Source organism: Thioalbus denitrificans, assembly GCF_003337735.1.
Lineage (GTDB): Bacteria > Pseudomonadota > Gammaproteobacteria > DSM-26407 > DSM-26407 > Thioalbus > Thioalbus denitrificans.
In genome coordinates this window covers 646,349-660,076 of record NZ_QPJY01000001.1, presented here as the reverse complement: position 1 = coordinate 660,076, position 13,728 = coordinate 646,349, and the positions used below count along the sequence as shown (strand labels likewise).

The 13,728-nt window shown below is 68.3% G+C and carries 13 protein-coding genes; 10 read left to right on the top strand and 3 right to left on the bottom strand.

What is annotated here, in order from left to right:
* Both DFQ59_RS03100 and DFQ59_RS03095 read right to left on the bottom strand, forming a co-directional pair.
* Window positions 1–2,706: NapC/NirT family cytochrome c (locus DFQ59_RS03100; protein ID WP_114278183.1), on the bottom strand; the 2,706-nt coding region annotated here is incomplete at its 3' end.
* Between the two features lie 109 nt (window positions 2,707–2,815).
* Window positions 2,816–4,426, bottom strand: a complete 1,611-nt coding sequence (locus DFQ59_RS03095) for a cytochrome D1 domain-containing protein (protein WP_245937154.1) — start codon at window positions 4,424–4,426, stop codon at window positions 2,816–2,818.
* A gap of 500 nt (window positions 4,427–4,926) precedes the next feature.
* On the opposite strand from DFQ59_RS03095, the gene DFQ59_RS03090 reads away from it, so the two are divergent.
* Both DFQ59_RS03090 and DFQ59_RS03085 read left to right on the top strand, forming a co-directional pair.
* Window positions 4,927–5,493, top strand: coding sequence for a bacteriohemerythrin (locus DFQ59_RS03090; protein ID WP_147275156.1), 567 nt, complete (start codon window positions 4,927–4,929; stop codon window positions 5,491–5,493).
* Window positions 5,494–5,515: 22 nt separating this feature from the next.
* Window positions 5,516–5,704: a protein nirD gene (locus tag DFQ59_RS03085; protein ID WP_114278180.1), complete on the top strand. Its 189-nt coding sequence runs from the start codon at window positions 5,516–5,518 to the stop codon at window positions 5,702–5,704.
* A 7-nt stretch (window positions 5,705–5,711) separates the two neighbouring features.
* On the opposite strand, the gene DFQ59_RS03080 is transcribed toward DFQ59_RS03085, so the two are convergent.
* Window positions 5,712–6,551: a hypothetical protein gene (locus DFQ59_RS03080; RefSeq protein ID WP_114278179.1), complete on the bottom strand. Its 840-nt coding sequence runs from the start codon at window positions 6,549–6,551 to the stop codon at window positions 5,712–5,714.
* Between the two features lie 188 nt (window positions 6,552–6,739).
* On the opposite strand from DFQ59_RS03080, the gene DFQ59_RS03075 reads away from it, so the two are divergent.
* From DFQ59_RS03075 to DFQ59_RS20445, 8 genes are all read left to right on the top strand, one after another.
* The gene (locus tag DFQ59_RS03075) at window positions 6,740–7,168 is read left to right on the top strand and encodes a c-type cytochrome (protein ID WP_114278178.1); all 429 of its coding nucleotides are present in this window, start codon (window positions 6,740–6,742) and stop codon (window positions 7,166–7,168) included.
* 25 nt (window positions 7,169–7,193) lie between these two features.
* Entirely contained in the window at window positions 7,194–8,576 is a 1,383-nt protein-coding gene (locus DFQ59_RS03070; RefSeq protein WP_114278177.1) for a cbb3-type cytochrome c oxidase subunit I, read from the top strand.
* A gap of 75 nt (window positions 8,577–8,651) precedes the next feature.
* A complete protein-coding gene (locus DFQ59_RS03065; protein ID WP_245937153.1) occupies window positions 8,652–9,257 on the top strand; it encodes a cytochrome c oxidase subunit 3 family protein in 606 nt (201 codons plus the stop codon).
* A gap of 6 nt (window positions 9,258–9,263) precedes the next feature.
* Window positions 9,264–9,548, top strand: coding sequence for a cytochrome C oxidase subunit IV family protein (locus DFQ59_RS03060; protein WP_114278175.1), 285 nt, complete (start codon window positions 9,264–9,266; stop codon window positions 9,546–9,548).
* Window positions 9,549–9,576: 28 nt separating this feature from the next.
* On the top strand, window positions 9,577–10,392 hold the full coding sequence (locus DFQ59_RS03055) for a CbbQ/NirQ/NorQ/GpvN family protein (protein WP_114278174.1): 816 nt from the start codon (window positions 9,577–9,579) through the stop codon (window positions 10,390–10,392).
* A gap of 6 nt (window positions 10,393–10,398) precedes the next feature.
* A complete protein-coding gene (locus DFQ59_RS03050; RefSeq protein ID WP_114278173.1) occupies window positions 10,399–10,836 on the top strand; it encodes a magnetosome magnetite crystal formation protein family in 438 nt (145 codons plus the stop codon).
* Window positions 10,833–11,846 (top strand): 4Fe-4S binding protein, encoded by a 1,014-nt coding sequence (locus tag DFQ59_RS03045; RefSeq protein ID WP_114278172.1) that lies wholly within the window; start codon window positions 10,833–10,835, stop codon window positions 11,844–11,846. The genes DFQ59_RS03050 and DFQ59_RS03045 overlap by 4 nt, the downstream gene beginning before the upstream one ends.
* Window positions 11,846–13,684 carry a nitric oxide reductase activation protein NorD gene (locus tag DFQ59_RS20445; RefSeq protein WP_114278171.1) on the top strand — a complete coding sequence of 613 codons (1,839 nt, stop codon included), beginning with the start codon at window positions 11,846–11,848 and terminating at the stop codon, window positions 13,682–13,684. Before DFQ59_RS03045 ends, DFQ59_RS20445 begins: the two co-directional genes overlap by 1 nt.
* Window positions 13,685–13,728: the final 44 nt, after the last annotated feature.

Below are 13,728 nucleotides of genomic sequence, written 5' to 3'. Positions count from 1 at the left end.
CCCCAGCTTGTAGCCCACCGACACGTGGTGCCAGCGGGCGGCGCTGTAATCATCATGGATGGCGAAGCCGATGTTGTAGAGCCTGCCCGGCTCCAGCGCCACGTCGCCCGGCGCGCCGGTGGCCAGCTTGCGCTTCACCGTCACCGTCCACACGCCGTTCTCCAGCCGCCCGCTCATCGCCGTGCCCTGGCCACCCTCCATCACCCGGTCCGCCAGCACGTGGCCGTCCTCGGCCGCGCCGGCCCCGGACTTGAACCGCAGCAGGTCCATGAAGTGGCCCGCCTCCAGTTCGGCGGCCATCTCCGCCTCGCCCTTGCGCTTGTCCCAGCCGCCGCGGGGCTTGTCGCCTCGGCCCCGGATCTCGATCTCCGTGCGGCTCTCGGTCAGGTACTTGGTGGCCTCCGGGCTCGCCTCGTCCGGCATGCTGCGCAGGTCGTGGTGGCAGGTGCCCCAGCAGCCGGCCCGGTCGGCGTACTCCACCTCGTCGGTGGCGAGCATCAGCGCCAGCTTCACCGGGTTCTCCGGGTCCATCTTGCCGCCCTCGACGAAGGGCACCGGCACATGCGGGGTGTCCTCCCACTGGAAGCGCAGGTAGAGGTTCTCGGCGTCGTGGGCCGCCTGCACCGTCACCGGGATGCTGCCGCGCTTGCCCTCGATGGGCTGCGGCTCCAGCTTCTCGCCGGTGACGATCTTGCGGCCGATGTCCGCCGCCTCCTTGTCGTGGCAGTCGAAGCAGCGATCGCCCGCCTCGAAGGCGCGCTTGCCGCTGTGATCCCGGCCGTTCAGGATCCACTCCATCGACGACTGCCCCGGGTAGAACAGCACCACCTCGCGCTCGCCGGCCTTCGACCAGTCGACGCCGGCGGCCACGTCACCCCCCACCGCCGCGGGTGCCGCCGTGGCGGGTGCCGCCGCAGCCACGGGCGCCGGGGCCGCCATCGCCCGGGCCTCGCGCTGCACGGCATTGATCTCGGCGTCGGGGTTGTCGAACCCCAGCTTGTAGCCCACCGACACGTGGTGCCAGCGGGCGGCGCTGTAATCATCATGGATGGCGAAGCCGATGTTGTAGAGCCTGCCCGGCTCCAGCGCCACGTCGCCCGGCGCGCCGGTGGCCAGCTTGCGCTTCACCGTCACCGTCCACACGCCGTTCTCCAGCCGCCCGCTCATCGCCGTGCCCTGGCCACCCTCCATCACCCGGTCCGCCAGCACGTGGCCGTCCTCGGCCGCGCCGGCCCCGGACTTGAACCGCAGCAGGTCCATGAAGTGGCCCGCCTCCAGTTCGGCGGCCATCTCCGCCTCGCCCTTGCGCTTGTCCCAGCCGCCGCGGGGCTTGTCGCCTCGGCCCCGGATCTCGATCTCCGTGCGGCTCTCGGTCAGGTACTTGGTGGCCTCCGGGCTCGCCTCGTCCGGCATGCTGCGCAGGTCGTGGTGGCAGGTGCCCCAGCAGCCGGCCCGGTCGGCGTACTCCACCTCGTCGGTGGCGAGCATCAGCGCCAGCTTCACCGGGTTCTCCGGGTCCATCTTGCCGCCCTCGACGAAGGGCACCGGCACATGCGGGGTGTCCTCCCACTGGAAGCGCAGGTAGAGGTTCTCGGCGTCGTGGGCCGCCTGCACCGTCACCGGGATGCTGCCGCGCTTGCCCTCGATGGGCTGCGGCTCCAGCTTCTCGCCGGTGACAATCTTGCGGCCGATGTCCGCCGCCTCCTTGTCGTGGCAGTCGAAGCAGCGATCGCCCGCCTCGAAGGCGCGCTTGCCGCTGTGATCCCGGCCGTTCAGGATCCACTCCATCGACGACTGCCCCGGGTAGAACAGCACCACCTCGCGGCCGGGCACGTCGCTCCAGTCGATGCCGAAGCCGCCGTCGGCCGCCGCGGCAGCGGCCGGCGCCGCCACCGCGGCTCCCGCCTGGCCGGCCTTGTAGGCCTCGATGGCCGCGGCGACCGCGGCGGCCATGCGCGCCTCCTGCTCGGCCTTCATGGCCGCCTGGGCCTCGCGCTCGCGCTGGCGGGCCTCCTGCGCCTTGGCCTTCGCCTCGGCCTCGGCGGCCTCGACCCGCTCGAGGCCGGCGGTATAGCTCGTCGGGATCGGGCGGATGAAATCGGGGTTGGGTTTTTCCAGCGCCTCCAGCTCGGCGTCGGTGAGCTGGGTATGCACCGGCTTGTGGGCGATGCCCTTGTGGCAGTCGATGCAGGTCTGGCCGCGCTCCATGGCGTTGAGGTGCTGCTGCCGCGCCCGGGGCTTCTGGTTCACCGGGTTCATGGCGGTGATGTCGTGGCAGTTGCGGCACTCGCGCGAGTCGGTCTTCTTCATCGCCGCCCAGACCCGCTTGGCCATGGTCAACCGGTTCGCCGCGAACTTCTCCGGGGTGGAGACCGTTCCCATGATCTTGTGGTAGATCTCGTTGCTCGCCTGGATCTTGCGCACCACCTTGTGGATCCAGGGCCGCGGCACATGGCAGTCGGGACAACCGGCGCGCACGCCGCTGCGGTTGGCGTCGTGCACCGTTCCCCGGTACTCCTGGTAGACGTTCTCCTCCATCTCGTGACAGGAGATGCAGAATTCCATGTTGTTGGTGGCCTCCATGGCGGTGTTGAAGCCGCCCCAGAAGATCACACCCAGGATCATGAACACCAGGGCGGCGCCGAGCGTCGCACCGAAGAGTGTCCTGCGTGACCAGAGTCCCCGCTTGGTTGACGGTTCGCCCATCGTTGCCCCCCAACGTACCGCGTGCACAGTCCCTTGAAAAAAGGGCGGGCATGATTACCGTTGCCATGCCCGCCCTGGCTCAACTACGACTCAGACCGCATGCGCATCCTCAGGTGACGTGTTCCACGCGGTTGTGGACGTTGAACTTGCCGGTAGGTGCGTAGAAGCCCTTGATGCGCCCCTTCTCCTCCAGGGTCTTGGCATCGAAGATGACGATCTCGCCATTGGGCTCCTTGCTGTCCTTGCGGTTCCAGACCGACACCCAGACCTCGGTCCCGTCGGCGTTGAACTCCGTATGCACCGCGGCGTAGCCGGGCTTGTCGGTGATGCGGATGCTCTTGACGATTTCGTGGGTGTCCTTGTCGAACACCTGGATCGTCTGCTGCACCTCGGGCTCGGGATGCTTGGTCTGGTCCGCCCAGACGTACTGGCTGTTGGGATGGGTGCGGATGAACAGGCCGGGGCCGTCGGTCTCCACCGTGTAGCAGACCTTCCAGGCCTGGTCGGGATGGCCGGCCGGATCGTTGCCCCACACGGTCACGGTGCCCTCGCCCAGGTGGGTGGTGCCGCCGACGGGACCGCATTTCGGATCGTTCCAGTTGGCGCCGGGGCCGGGATGGGGCAGCTTGCCCACGTCGATCATGGCCTCGAGCTTGCGCTCCTTGGTGTCCACCACCACCATCTTGTTGGAGGCGTTGGCGGCGATCTGGAAGTAGCGGCCGGTGGGATCGAAGAAACCGTCGTGGAGGAACTTGGCCGAGTCGATCTTCTCGATGCGCAGGTTGTCGATGTCGCTGTAGTCCACCTGCCACATCTGGCCCAGCTCCTTCATCGAGACCAGCCAGGAGGTCTCGTTGGGCGTGTCGTAGACCGCGGCGACGCGGGACTCCTCCACGTAGTCGCCATCCACGTTCACCCCGCGGGAGGAGACCACCTTCAGCGGCTCCATGGTCATGGCGTCGACAATCACGAAATGCGGCGGCCAGTAGGCGCCGCCCACCACGTATTTGCCGTCGCCGGAGATGGCCACGTCGCGGGCGTCATAGGCGATCTGGGTCTCCGCGACCAGCATCTTGTCCGGGGTCTGCCACAGATCGATCTTGTTGAGCTTGCCGTCGCGGCCCATGGTGTACCAGAACCGGCCCGGGTTCTCGGCCTTGGAGACCGTGGAGTGCTCCAGGGCCTTGATCACGTGCACGGCGTAGCCGGTGTCGATGTGGGCGACGATCTCGTGCTTGTCGCCGTCCACCACCGCAACCTTGCCCACGTCGCGCTCGATGACCAGGAAGAAGTTCTCCCAGTTGCGGTCATGCAGCGGCTTGGCGGGATAGTCCTTCGGGTCCACGTAGACCTTGGTCCGCTCCTTCATCAGGGCCAGGGACATCTCCGGCGGCTTCGGCGGATCCATCTGGATGTAGGTGGCGAGGAGGCTGATGTCCTCCTTCGGCATGATGTCGTCGAAGTTGTTCATGCCGCCCTCGGTGCCGAGGGTGATGATGCGCTCGAGTCGGTCCTGGCCGAGCTTCATGGTGTTTTCGGGCTCCAGGTTCTTGCCGGTGGCGCCCTTGCGAAGCACGCCATGACAACCGGCGCAACGCTGGAAGTAGAGTGTCTTCGCCTTTTCGAAATCGTCCTTGGAAAGCGTGGGTGCATCCGCGGCACCGGCCTGCATCGCAACGCCGCCGAGGCCCAGCCCGACGGCCAGACTCAACGCGGTCATGCCCAACTTCATTGTTTTCATGTTACCCCCCTTGCTGCAGTCATACACTGTGACCACCAGCACCCAGGGTGTCTGCACACTGATGGCCGACACCCGGCCGGTGCTCGTTCTGCAGGAGGATTGCACCGTTGCGCGCCCCCCCTGGAGTCCACCGAAAAAACCCTCCACGCTGTCTGCTCGTCGCTGGAACAGCTTTCTCCGAGAACGTCAAGGACATTTGATAACGGCGATACCAGACCCGGGCCTTGACATAGGTCAACCACCTGTGGGCGCATTCCGGGACAAGGTATGCACAGGTCGTCCGCGATAGCTCCGGCTACCGGGACGGCAGGGGTTTGCGGGGGCAGGGGATGAGGCGCGTACCACCCCGTCCGGCAGGAATGTGAACAAATGTGAACATCCGCCCCGTCGCGTGCCCGGCCGGGCACGACGCCGCCACCCGGCCCGGGCGCGCACCCGTCAACGGGGAGCGCATCCACCAGTCACCGGAGAGAACCGCCATGTCAAAAACCCTGTCCATGTTCGGTCTGGCCATCCTGATCCTGGCGCTGATCGTGCTCACCGCCATCGGCTTCCTCTCCGGACCCGCCAGTCCCCTGGCCTGGACCGCGCTGTTACTGCTCGCGGCCATCCCCTTCATCCACCGCCTGCTGGTGAAGCGGCGCTTCGTGAGCTGGCACGAGAGCTACAGCGTGGGCGTGGCGGCCCTGGACGCGGATCACAAGAAACTGCTGCGGCTCATCAACAACCTGCAGACCGCCATCCACTACCAGACCGGGGAGGAGTTCATCCACGAGGCGCTGGATGAGCTGGTGGACTACACCCGGACCCATTTCGGCCGGGAAGAGGCGCTGATGCGCGACAACGGCTACCCGGATCTCGAGGCGCACCAGCGCGAGCACCGCGACATGATCGACAAGGTGAACGGCATGGTCACCCGCTACCACGCGGAGGGCGAGGAGGCCCTCGAGCCCCTGGCCCGGTTCCTGAAGGAGTGGCTGCTCAACCACATCAACGGCACCGATCAGCGCTACGGGCCGTTCCTGAACGGCAAGGGCGTGCGGTGAGGGGCGGGGAAACCAACTCAGCATGAGCCGAGTCAACTGCATCTACTGCGGCGAGCGCTTCTCCGGGGAGCTCCCGCACTGCCCGGCCTGCGGCGCGCCATCCCATTTCCGGCAGCGGGGCTGGCGCCCCGGGGCGCAGCGCCGCTTCGCCCTCTGGGTCGCGCTGCTGGCAATCGCCTGCATCCTCATCGCACTGTGGCTGCCGCGCTGAGCCGCGCTCACTCCAGCGCGGCGTCGATCACCCGGCGCAGATCCCCCAGGGTGCGGTGCACGCCGTGGCAGCGCGCACAGACCGTCACCGCCACCTCGGCCACCTGGCGCCCGGCCGCGCGCTGATCGCCCGCCGCGATGGCCTCGCGCAGCATCCGCAGCGCCTCCTCCGTCGCCGCGCCCAGGATCCGCTCCACCGGCGGCGCGTCGCGGTGGCATGAAGCGCAGCTGGGCCGGATCCGCTCCAGCCCGCGCTCCAGCGCGGCGGCGTGTCCTGCGGCCGCGGCGGGGCGTTCGTCCTGCAGGGCGATGAGCACACCGTTGACCTCGTGGCTGAGCGACTCCATCGCCTCCGCCAGGGTCTGCGACGCCTCCTCCCCTTCACCCGCGACGGTGATCGACCCGTAATCGGGCGCGCGGTAGAGCGCCGCCACCACCGCCCGGTAGTCGCCGTGACACGATTTGCAGGTCAGGCGGATGCGCCGCAGCTCGTGCCCGGCGCTCCCGGTCCCGGCCGGCCCCAGCGCGGCCACCAGGCGCTCGACGGCCTCCCCGTCGATCTCCTCCGACCAGGCCGGCACCATCTCCGCGACGGCCCCGTAGTGCTCGCGGAACCGCTCCGCCCACGCCAGCGCCCGCTGCCGGTCTCCCGCGTCCAGGTACATCTCCACGGCCTGCAGCGTGCGGCGCAGCTGGAACATGTTGTGCAGCCACACCTGGCGCTCGTTCTGCGGCTTGTACCAGCGCGCCAGCTCCGGCGGCGGCGCGGGCAGCACCGCGGCGGCGTGGGCCGCTGTGGCGACCAGCGCCAGCAGCAGGGACGGGAAAATCGCAAAACGGCTTCTCATGGCTCACTCGCTCCAGGCAGGTCCGTGGTCGGCGCCGCCATCCGCCCGGCGCCCCTATACCCTGCAAATCTTAGGAAAATACTGGGTTGACATAGGTCAAGGCCCGCCGGGGGGGATTGCGGATGATTCAAGACGCTGTGGTCCATTGCGTCCAAGTATGCACAAAGTCCAATACGGGGGGTTCTGCCATGAGTGAGACTTTTACCAAGTCCATGGCCAGAAACATCTACCTGGGAGGATCGGTCTTTTTCTTCCTCCTGTTTCTGGCCCTGACTTTCGATACCAACAGCGCGTTGCCGGATCGCGACAACCGGGGCGCGATCACGCCCCAGGTCGCGCTGGGCAAGAAGGTGTGGGAGGAGAACGACTGCATCGGCTGCCATACGCTGCTGGGCGAGGGGGCCTATTTCGCCCCGGAGCTCGGCAATGTCTATGAGCGGCGCGGTCCCGACTTCATCAAGGCCTGGATCGCCGCCATGCCCACCAAGGCGGAGGGGCGCCGCCAGATGCCCAACTTCCACCTCACCGAGGAGGAGCTGGACGCCCTGGTGGCCTTCTTCAAGTATTCCGGTGAAATCAAGACGGCGCGGAACTGGCCGCCGAACATCGAGGGCTGACGAGTAGCCAAGGGAGGAAAACAAGATGCAATTCAAGTCTCAGGCTGTCGCCAAGCCCTACTTCTACGCAGCCATCGGGCTGTTCGTGGGGCAGATCCTGTTCGGGCTGATCATGGGCCTGCAGTACGTGGTGGGGGATTTCCTCTTCCCCGCCATCCCCTTCAACGTGGCCCGCATGGTCCACACCAACCTGCTCATCGTCTGGCTGCTGTTCGGCTTCATGGGCGCCGCCTACTACCTGGTTCCGGAAGAGTCGGAACGGGAGCTGTTCAGCCCCAAGCTGGCGCTCGCCATGTTCTGGATCTTCCTGGTGGCCGGCGCGCTCACCATCGTCGGCTACCTGGCGGTTCCCTACGCCGCGCTGGCCGAGCTGACCGGCAACGACCTGCTGCCCACCATGGGACGCGAGTTCCTGGAGCAGCCCACCATCACCAAGCTGGGCATCGTGGTGGTGGCCCTGGCGTTCCTGTTCAACATCGGGATGACCATCCTCACCGGCCGCAAGACCGTGGTCAGCATCGTGCTGCTCACCGGCCTGGTGGGCCTGGCGGTGTTCTTCCTGTTCTCGTTCTACAACCCGACCAACCTGGTGCTCGACAAGTTCTACTGGTGGTGGGTGGTGCATCTGTGGGTCGAGGGCGTGTGGGAGCTGATTCTCGGCGCCATCCTCGCCTTCGTGCTCATCAAGGTCACCGGCGTGGACCGCGAGATCATCGAGAAGTGGCTCTACGTCATCATCGCCATGACCCTCATCACAGGCATCGTCGGCACGGGTCACCACTACTTCTGGATCGGTACCCCCGAGTACTGGCAGTGGTGGGGCTCCATCTTCTCCGCCCTGGAGCCGATTCCCTTCTTCATGATGACGGTGTTCGCCTTCAACATGGTGAACCGGCGCCGGCGTGAGCATCCCAACAAGGCCGCCGTCCTGTGGGCCCTGGGCACCGCCGTGATGGCGTTCCTCGGCGCGGGCGTGTGGGGCTTCCTCCACACCCTCGCCCCGGTGAACTACTACACCCACGGCACCCAGATCACCGCCGCCCACGGCCACATGGCCTTCTACGGCGCCTACGTGCTCATCGTGCTGACCATGATCTCCTACGCCATGCCCTACCTGCGCCACAACGCGCCGGCGAATCACGGGCGGTCCCAGGTGCTGGAGATGTGGTCGTTCTGGCTGATGACCGTCTCCATCGTGTTCATCACCCTGTTCCTGACCGCCGCCGGCATCCTGCAGATATGGCTGCAGCGGGCCTCGGACACGCCCATGTCGTTCATGGCGGCCCAGGATCAGATCGCCCTGTTCTACTGGATGCGCGAGGTGGCGGGGCTGGTCTTCTTCGTGGGACTGATGCTCTACGTCTGGAGCTACTTCGTGAAGCCGAGGGAACACGCCACCGCGGCCTGACGGCCGCTCCCGGGGGGGAGCGGCGACGCTCCCCCCTTTTGTTTACCGAACTACCCGAGCATTTCAATCAACTAAATGAACGCGAATCTCATGGAGCTGGAGGCACCGGCCCGGCCGGTCCGGGAGCGGGAGGGACTGCCGGGTGACTTCGCCATCTGGATCTTCATCCTCGCCGAGCTGCTGGTGTTCGGCATTTTCTTCATCGCCTACGCCTTCGCCCGCAGCGGCCACGTGGAGCTGTTCAACACCTCCCAGCTGCTGCTCGACCGCACCTCCGGCGCCATCAACACCCTGGTGCTCATCACCAGCAGCTACTTCGTGGTGCGCGCGGTGGCGGCCATCCGCGAGAACCGCAACCGCCTCTGCGCCCGCTGGCTCGGTGCGGCGGTCCTGCTCGGCTTCGTCTTCCTCGGCATCAAGAGCTTCGAGTTCTACGCCAAGTTCTCCGAGGGCATCACGCTGAGCACCAACACCTTCTACATGTTCTACCTGTCGCTGACCTTCTTTCACTTCATGCACGTAATCCTCGGCATGGTCATCCTGGCGGTGGTGATGGTGAAGGCGCACCAGGGCGGCTACAGCCGTGACGATCACACCGGGGTGGAAACCGGGGCCTCCTACTGGCACATGGTGGACCTGGTCTGGATCATCCTGTTCCCCCTGGTCTATGTAATCAGGTAAGCGAAGATGACGACAACGACAGCGCAAACCCGGCTCATCCGCCCCTGCACCGCCGTGTGGCTGGTGCTCGTGGCGCTGACGGGGGTCACCTACACGGTGGGCGAGCTGCACCTGGGCGGGCTGACCGCGGTGGGCTTCGTCCTCCTCACCACCCTGGTGAAGGGACAGCTGGTGGTGGACTGGTTCATGGGCCTGCGCCGCGTGCGCCTGTTCTGGCGGGTGGTGCTGTTCCTCTGGCTCGCGGCGGTGGGCGCCTCCATCGCCGGGGCCTACCTGCTGGGCCTGCAATGACGGGCGCCGGGCTGACGGAGAGCGAACGATGACTGCCAACGCCGAACCCCTGCACGAAGCCGCGGGCGAGCTGCCCTTCTACCTGCCCCAGGGCAACGAGGTGGCGCTGTTCGAGCACGCCGCCCGCCATCAGCTGCCGGTACTGCTCAAGGGCCCGACCGGCTGCGGCAAGACCCGCTTCGTGAGCTACATGGCCGCCCGCCTGGGCCGCCCCCTGTACACCGTGGCCTGCCACGACGATCTCACCGCCGCCGACCTGGTGGGCCGCCACCTCATCGGCGACGGGGTCACCTACTGGAGCGACGGCCCCCTCACCCGCGCCGTGCGCGAAGGGGCCATCTGCTACCTGGACGAGGTGGTGGAGGCGCGCAAGGACACTACCGTGGTGCTCCATCCCCTCTCCGACGACCGCCGCATCCTGCCCATCGAGCGCACCGGCGAGGTGCTGGAGGCGCCGCCCGGGTTCATGCTGGTGGTCTCCTACAACCCCGGCTACCAGCACCTGATGAAGGGCATGAAGCCGAGCACGCGGCAGCGCTTCGTGGCCCTGCGCTTCGGCTACCCCGATGCGCGGCAGGAGCAGGAGGTCATCGAGGGGGAGACCGGCGTCGACCGGGACCTGGCCCAGACCCTGGTCAACCTGGCCAACGCCCTGCGGGCGCTGAAGGACCACGACCTGGAGGAGTCCGCCTCCACCCGGCTGCTGATCTATACCGCCACCCTCATCCGCAGCGGCTTCGACCCCGTGGAGGCCTGCCGGGCCGCCCTGGTGGAGCCGCTCACCGACGACCCCGAAGCGGTGGAGGCGCTGATGGAGGTGGTGCTGGCGAGCTTCGGCCGCTAGAAAACGATGAGCGACGAGCGCGAACAGTTCCCGGAACGGCCCGCCGAAGCCCCGGCGCCCGGCCAGGGGCTGGCCGTGGCCGCCGAATCCCTCTACCTGGCCAACCTGCTGCTGGCGCCGGGGCTGGCCTTCGGTGTGCTGCTGTGGCTCTACCTGCGCCACCACCGCGACGCCCCGCCGCTGGCCGCCTGCCACCTGCGCCAGACCCTGTCGGCCAGTGTCTGGGCCGGCCTGCTGCTGGTGCTGGTCAACGGGCTCATCATCATCACCGGCGGCTACGCCTCGGGCCATACCTGGCTGGTGGTCATCCTCTACTTCACCCTCTGCCACTCCACCCTGGTGGTGCTGGGGATGATCGGGCTGGCCCGGGCGATGGCCGGCCGCCACTACCGCTACCCGCTGGTGGGCATGGCCACCTGCTGTCATGACCGGCATGAATCATGAATAGACAGACTCTGCGCGCCTGGACCCAGGTGGGCTTCTTCGCCCTGTTCGTCCTCGCCCCGCCGCTGGACCTGTTCCGGCTCGACCTCAGCGTCGGGCACTTCGTCCTCCTCGGGCAGGAGTGGACCCTGGGCCTCGATCCCTTCCTCGACGGGCGCATCGGCGCCGGCGAGGCGGCGGTCAACATCATCCTGCGCGGCTTTCTGCCCATCGCCCTGGTGGTGGGGACGGGGGTGTGGCTCTCCTGGCGCTACGGCCGCCTCTACTGCGGCTGGCTCTGTCCCCACTTCTCGGTGGTGGAGCTCATCAACAGCCTCATGCGCCGCGCCTCCGGCAAGCCCACCCTGTGGGAGCGCCGGCCACTGCCCGAGCGACAGCCCGACGGCCGGGTGATCCACCCGCGCCGGCGCTGGTGGCTGGCGGTGTTCCCGGCGGCAACGGGATTCGCCTTCCTGTGGGCCCTGTCCCTGCTCACCTACCTGTGGAATCCGGCGGAGGTCTACGGCAACCTGCTGGGTGGCTCGCTGACCCGCTTCCAGGCCATCTTCCTCACCGCCGCCACCCTGGTCCTGACGCTGGAATTCCTCTTCGCCCGCCACCTCTTCTGCCGCTTCGGCTGCGCCATCGGCCTGTTCCAGAGCCTGGTCTGGATGGGCAACAAGCGCGCCATGGTGGTGGGCTTCGACCGCTCGCGGGTCTCCGCCTGCACCGACTGCGACAAGGCCTGCGAGAACACCTGCCCCATGCGCCTGAAGCCGCGCACCATCAAGCGCCACATGTTCACCTGCACCCAGTGCGCCCAGTGCATCGAGGCCTGCGACCAGGTGCAGGCGGCCTCTCCCCGCGGCAGCCTGCTGCAGTGGGTGGACCAGCATTGCGCGCTGGATGTCTCCGACCGCGACTTCGGCCGCGATCCCCGGGTGCCGCCCGAATGCTTCCGGCCGCGGCCGGACAACGACCGGCTGAGCCCGCCGCACATCGATACCGACCGGCCGCAGCCGGAGCGCTGATGGAAGAGCTCGTCGGCAAGCTCTGGCACCGATTCATCACCCGCGCCGCGGACCGCGAACACGCCGAGGCCGCGGTCTCCCTGGAGGAGGTCACGGGCACGGTGGGCATCCTGTTCCGGGCCCTGGGCGGGGACGGCGGGCTGGAGGTGGCCACGGCCGAGCAGACCCCCTATGGCGCGACCCGCGGCTGGCTCGCCCGCATCGCCTCCGGCCAGCGCCGGGTGGCGCTGGCGTGGCGGGACGCGCAGACCCTGCGCCTGCCGGAGCGCATCGCCCTGTTCGCCGACCGGGACCTCAACCGGGATCTCTACCTCTGGCTCGCCGCCCTGGCCGCCGCCGAGGACGGGGCGCCGCTGCCCCGCGCCTGGCTGCCCCGCAACCAGGAGCTCACCCGCCGGACGCTGGCGCGGTTCCCGGGCATGGAGCCCCGCTACCGGCGGCTGGTGGCGGCCCACCTGCCCCTGCGCCCGGCGCCGGACGCGCTGCCGCCGGAGGCGGCCGCCCAGGAACAGGCCCTCCGCGCCGCCCTCCGGGAGCCGGGGGCGGTGGCGGAACTGCCGCTGGCGCCCGCGCTTCCCGAGCCGGTGCCGCTGTGGCTGCACCCCTCCCCGCCCCTGGCCGACAGCGTCGCCCCGGGACCCGACACCGGGGACGCGGACGATCCCGAGCGCGAGGCCGCGCCGGAGAGGGAGGTGGACCGGCGGCGCAGCGCCGAGGTGACCGAATCGCCGGAGGGCCGCGACGGGCTGCTCGGCATCCGCATGGAGAACATCTTCAGCTGGGCCGAGTACGTGAAGGTGGACCGCACCACCGAGGAGGACGACAGCGGTGACGCGGCCCGGACCCTGGACGACATGGAGCGGCTCACCGTCGCGCGCGACAACCGCAGCGTGGCGAGCCGGCTGCGCTTCGACCTGGACCTGCCCGCGGCCGGCTACGACGACCTGCCCCTGGGCGAGGGCATCCCGCTGCCGGAGTGGGACTACCGCAGGCGGACCCTGCTGCGCGATCACTGCCGCCTGCAGCTGATGGAGGCCCGCGACGCCCAGCCCTGCGACCTGCCGCCGGCACTGGCCCGCACCGCCCGCAAGCTGCGCACCCAGTTCGAGGCGCTCGCCCCGGCGCGCACCTGGTACCGCGGCCAGGCCGAGGGCAGCGAGGTGGATCTGGACGCCTATCTCCACTTCCTGACCGAGAAGCGCCACGGCCGGGTCAGCGCCGAACTGGGGCTCTACCGGGACTTCCGCAGCGGCACCCGGGATCTCGCCTGCCTGCTGCTGGCGGACCTGTCACTCTCCACCGACGCCTCGGTCAACGACGAGGCGCGCATCATCGACGTCATCCGCGACAGCATGTTCCTGTTCGCCGAGTCCCTGTCCGCCACCGGCGACCGCTTCGCCCTCTACGGCTTCTCCTCGCGCCACCGCAGCCACGTGCGCTTCCAGCTCCTGAAGGGCTTCGACGAGGCCTACAGCCCGCGGGTGCGGGGCCGCCTCGCGGCGGTGAAGCCGGGCTACTACACCCGCATGGGCGCGGCCATCCGCCACGCCACCACCCTGCTCTCGGCCCAGGCCGCCTCCCGCCAGCTCCTGCTGCTGATCACCGACGGCAAGCCCAACGACCTCGACCACTACGAGGGACGCTACGGCATCGAGGACACCCGCATGGCCATCCTCGAGGCGCGCCGGGCAGGGCTGTTCCCCTTCTGCGTGACCGTGGACCGGGAGGCCGGCGACTACCTGCCCCACCTGTTCGGCCCGGCGGGATTCATCGTCATCCGCCGCCCCGAGGATCTCCCCCGCGAGCTGCCGCTGCTCTACATGCGCCTCACTGCGTGAGACCGAGCCGGCGCGGGCCTTGTCGCTGAGGCTGCCGAGGAAGG

What these genes read in the sequence shown, in the direction of transcription:
- DFQ59_RS03075 (WP_114278178.1), top strand. Translation starts at nt 6,740, where the DNA reads ATGAGTGAGACTTTTACCAAGTCCATGGCCAGAAACATCTACCTGGGA.
- DFQ59_RS20445 (WP_114278171.1), top strand. Translation starts at nt 11,846, where the DNA reads ATGGAAGAGCTCGTCGGCAAGCTCTGGCACCGATTCATCACCCGCGCC.
- DFQ59_RS03055 (WP_114278174.1), top strand. Translation starts at nt 9,577, where the DNA reads ATGACTGCCAACGCCGAACCCCTGCACGAAGCCGCGGGCGAGCTGCCC.
- DFQ59_RS03090 (WP_147275156.1), top strand. Translation starts at nt 4,927, where the DNA reads ATGTCAAAAACCCTGTCCATGTTCGGTCTGGCCATCCTGATCCTGGCG.
- DFQ59_RS03060 (WP_114278175.1), top strand. Translation starts at nt 9,264, where the DNA reads ATGACGACAACGACAGCGCAAACCCGGCTCATCCGCCCCTGCACCGCC.
- DFQ59_RS03095 (WP_245937154.1), bottom strand. Translation starts at nt 4,426, where the DNA reads ATGACCGCGTTGAGTCTGGCCGTCGGGCTGGGCCTCGGCGGCGTTGCG.
- DFQ59_RS03065 (WP_245937153.1), top strand. Translation starts at nt 8,652, where the DNA reads ATGAACGCGAATCTCATGGAGCTGGAGGCACCGGCCCGGCCGGTCCGG.
- DFQ59_RS03045 (WP_114278172.1), top strand. Translation starts at nt 10,833, where the DNA reads ATGAATAGACAGACTCTGCGCGCCTGGACCCAGGTGGGCTTCTTCGCC.
- DFQ59_RS03080 (WP_114278179.1), bottom strand. Translation starts at nt 6,551, where the DNA reads ATGAGAAGCCGTTTTGCGATTTTCCCGTCCCTGCTGCTGGCGCTGGTC.
- DFQ59_RS03085 (WP_114278180.1), top strand. Translation starts at nt 5,516, where the DNA reads ATGAGCCGAGTCAACTGCATCTACTGCGGCGAGCGCTTCTCCGGGGAG.
- DFQ59_RS03070 (WP_114278177.1), top strand. Translation starts at nt 7,194, where the DNA reads ATGCAATTCAAGTCTCAGGCTGTCGCCAAGCCCTACTTCTACGCAGCC.
- DFQ59_RS03050 (WP_114278173.1), top strand. Translation starts at nt 10,399, where the DNA reads ATGAGCGACGAGCGCGAACAGTTCCCGGAACGGCCCGCCGAAGCCCCG.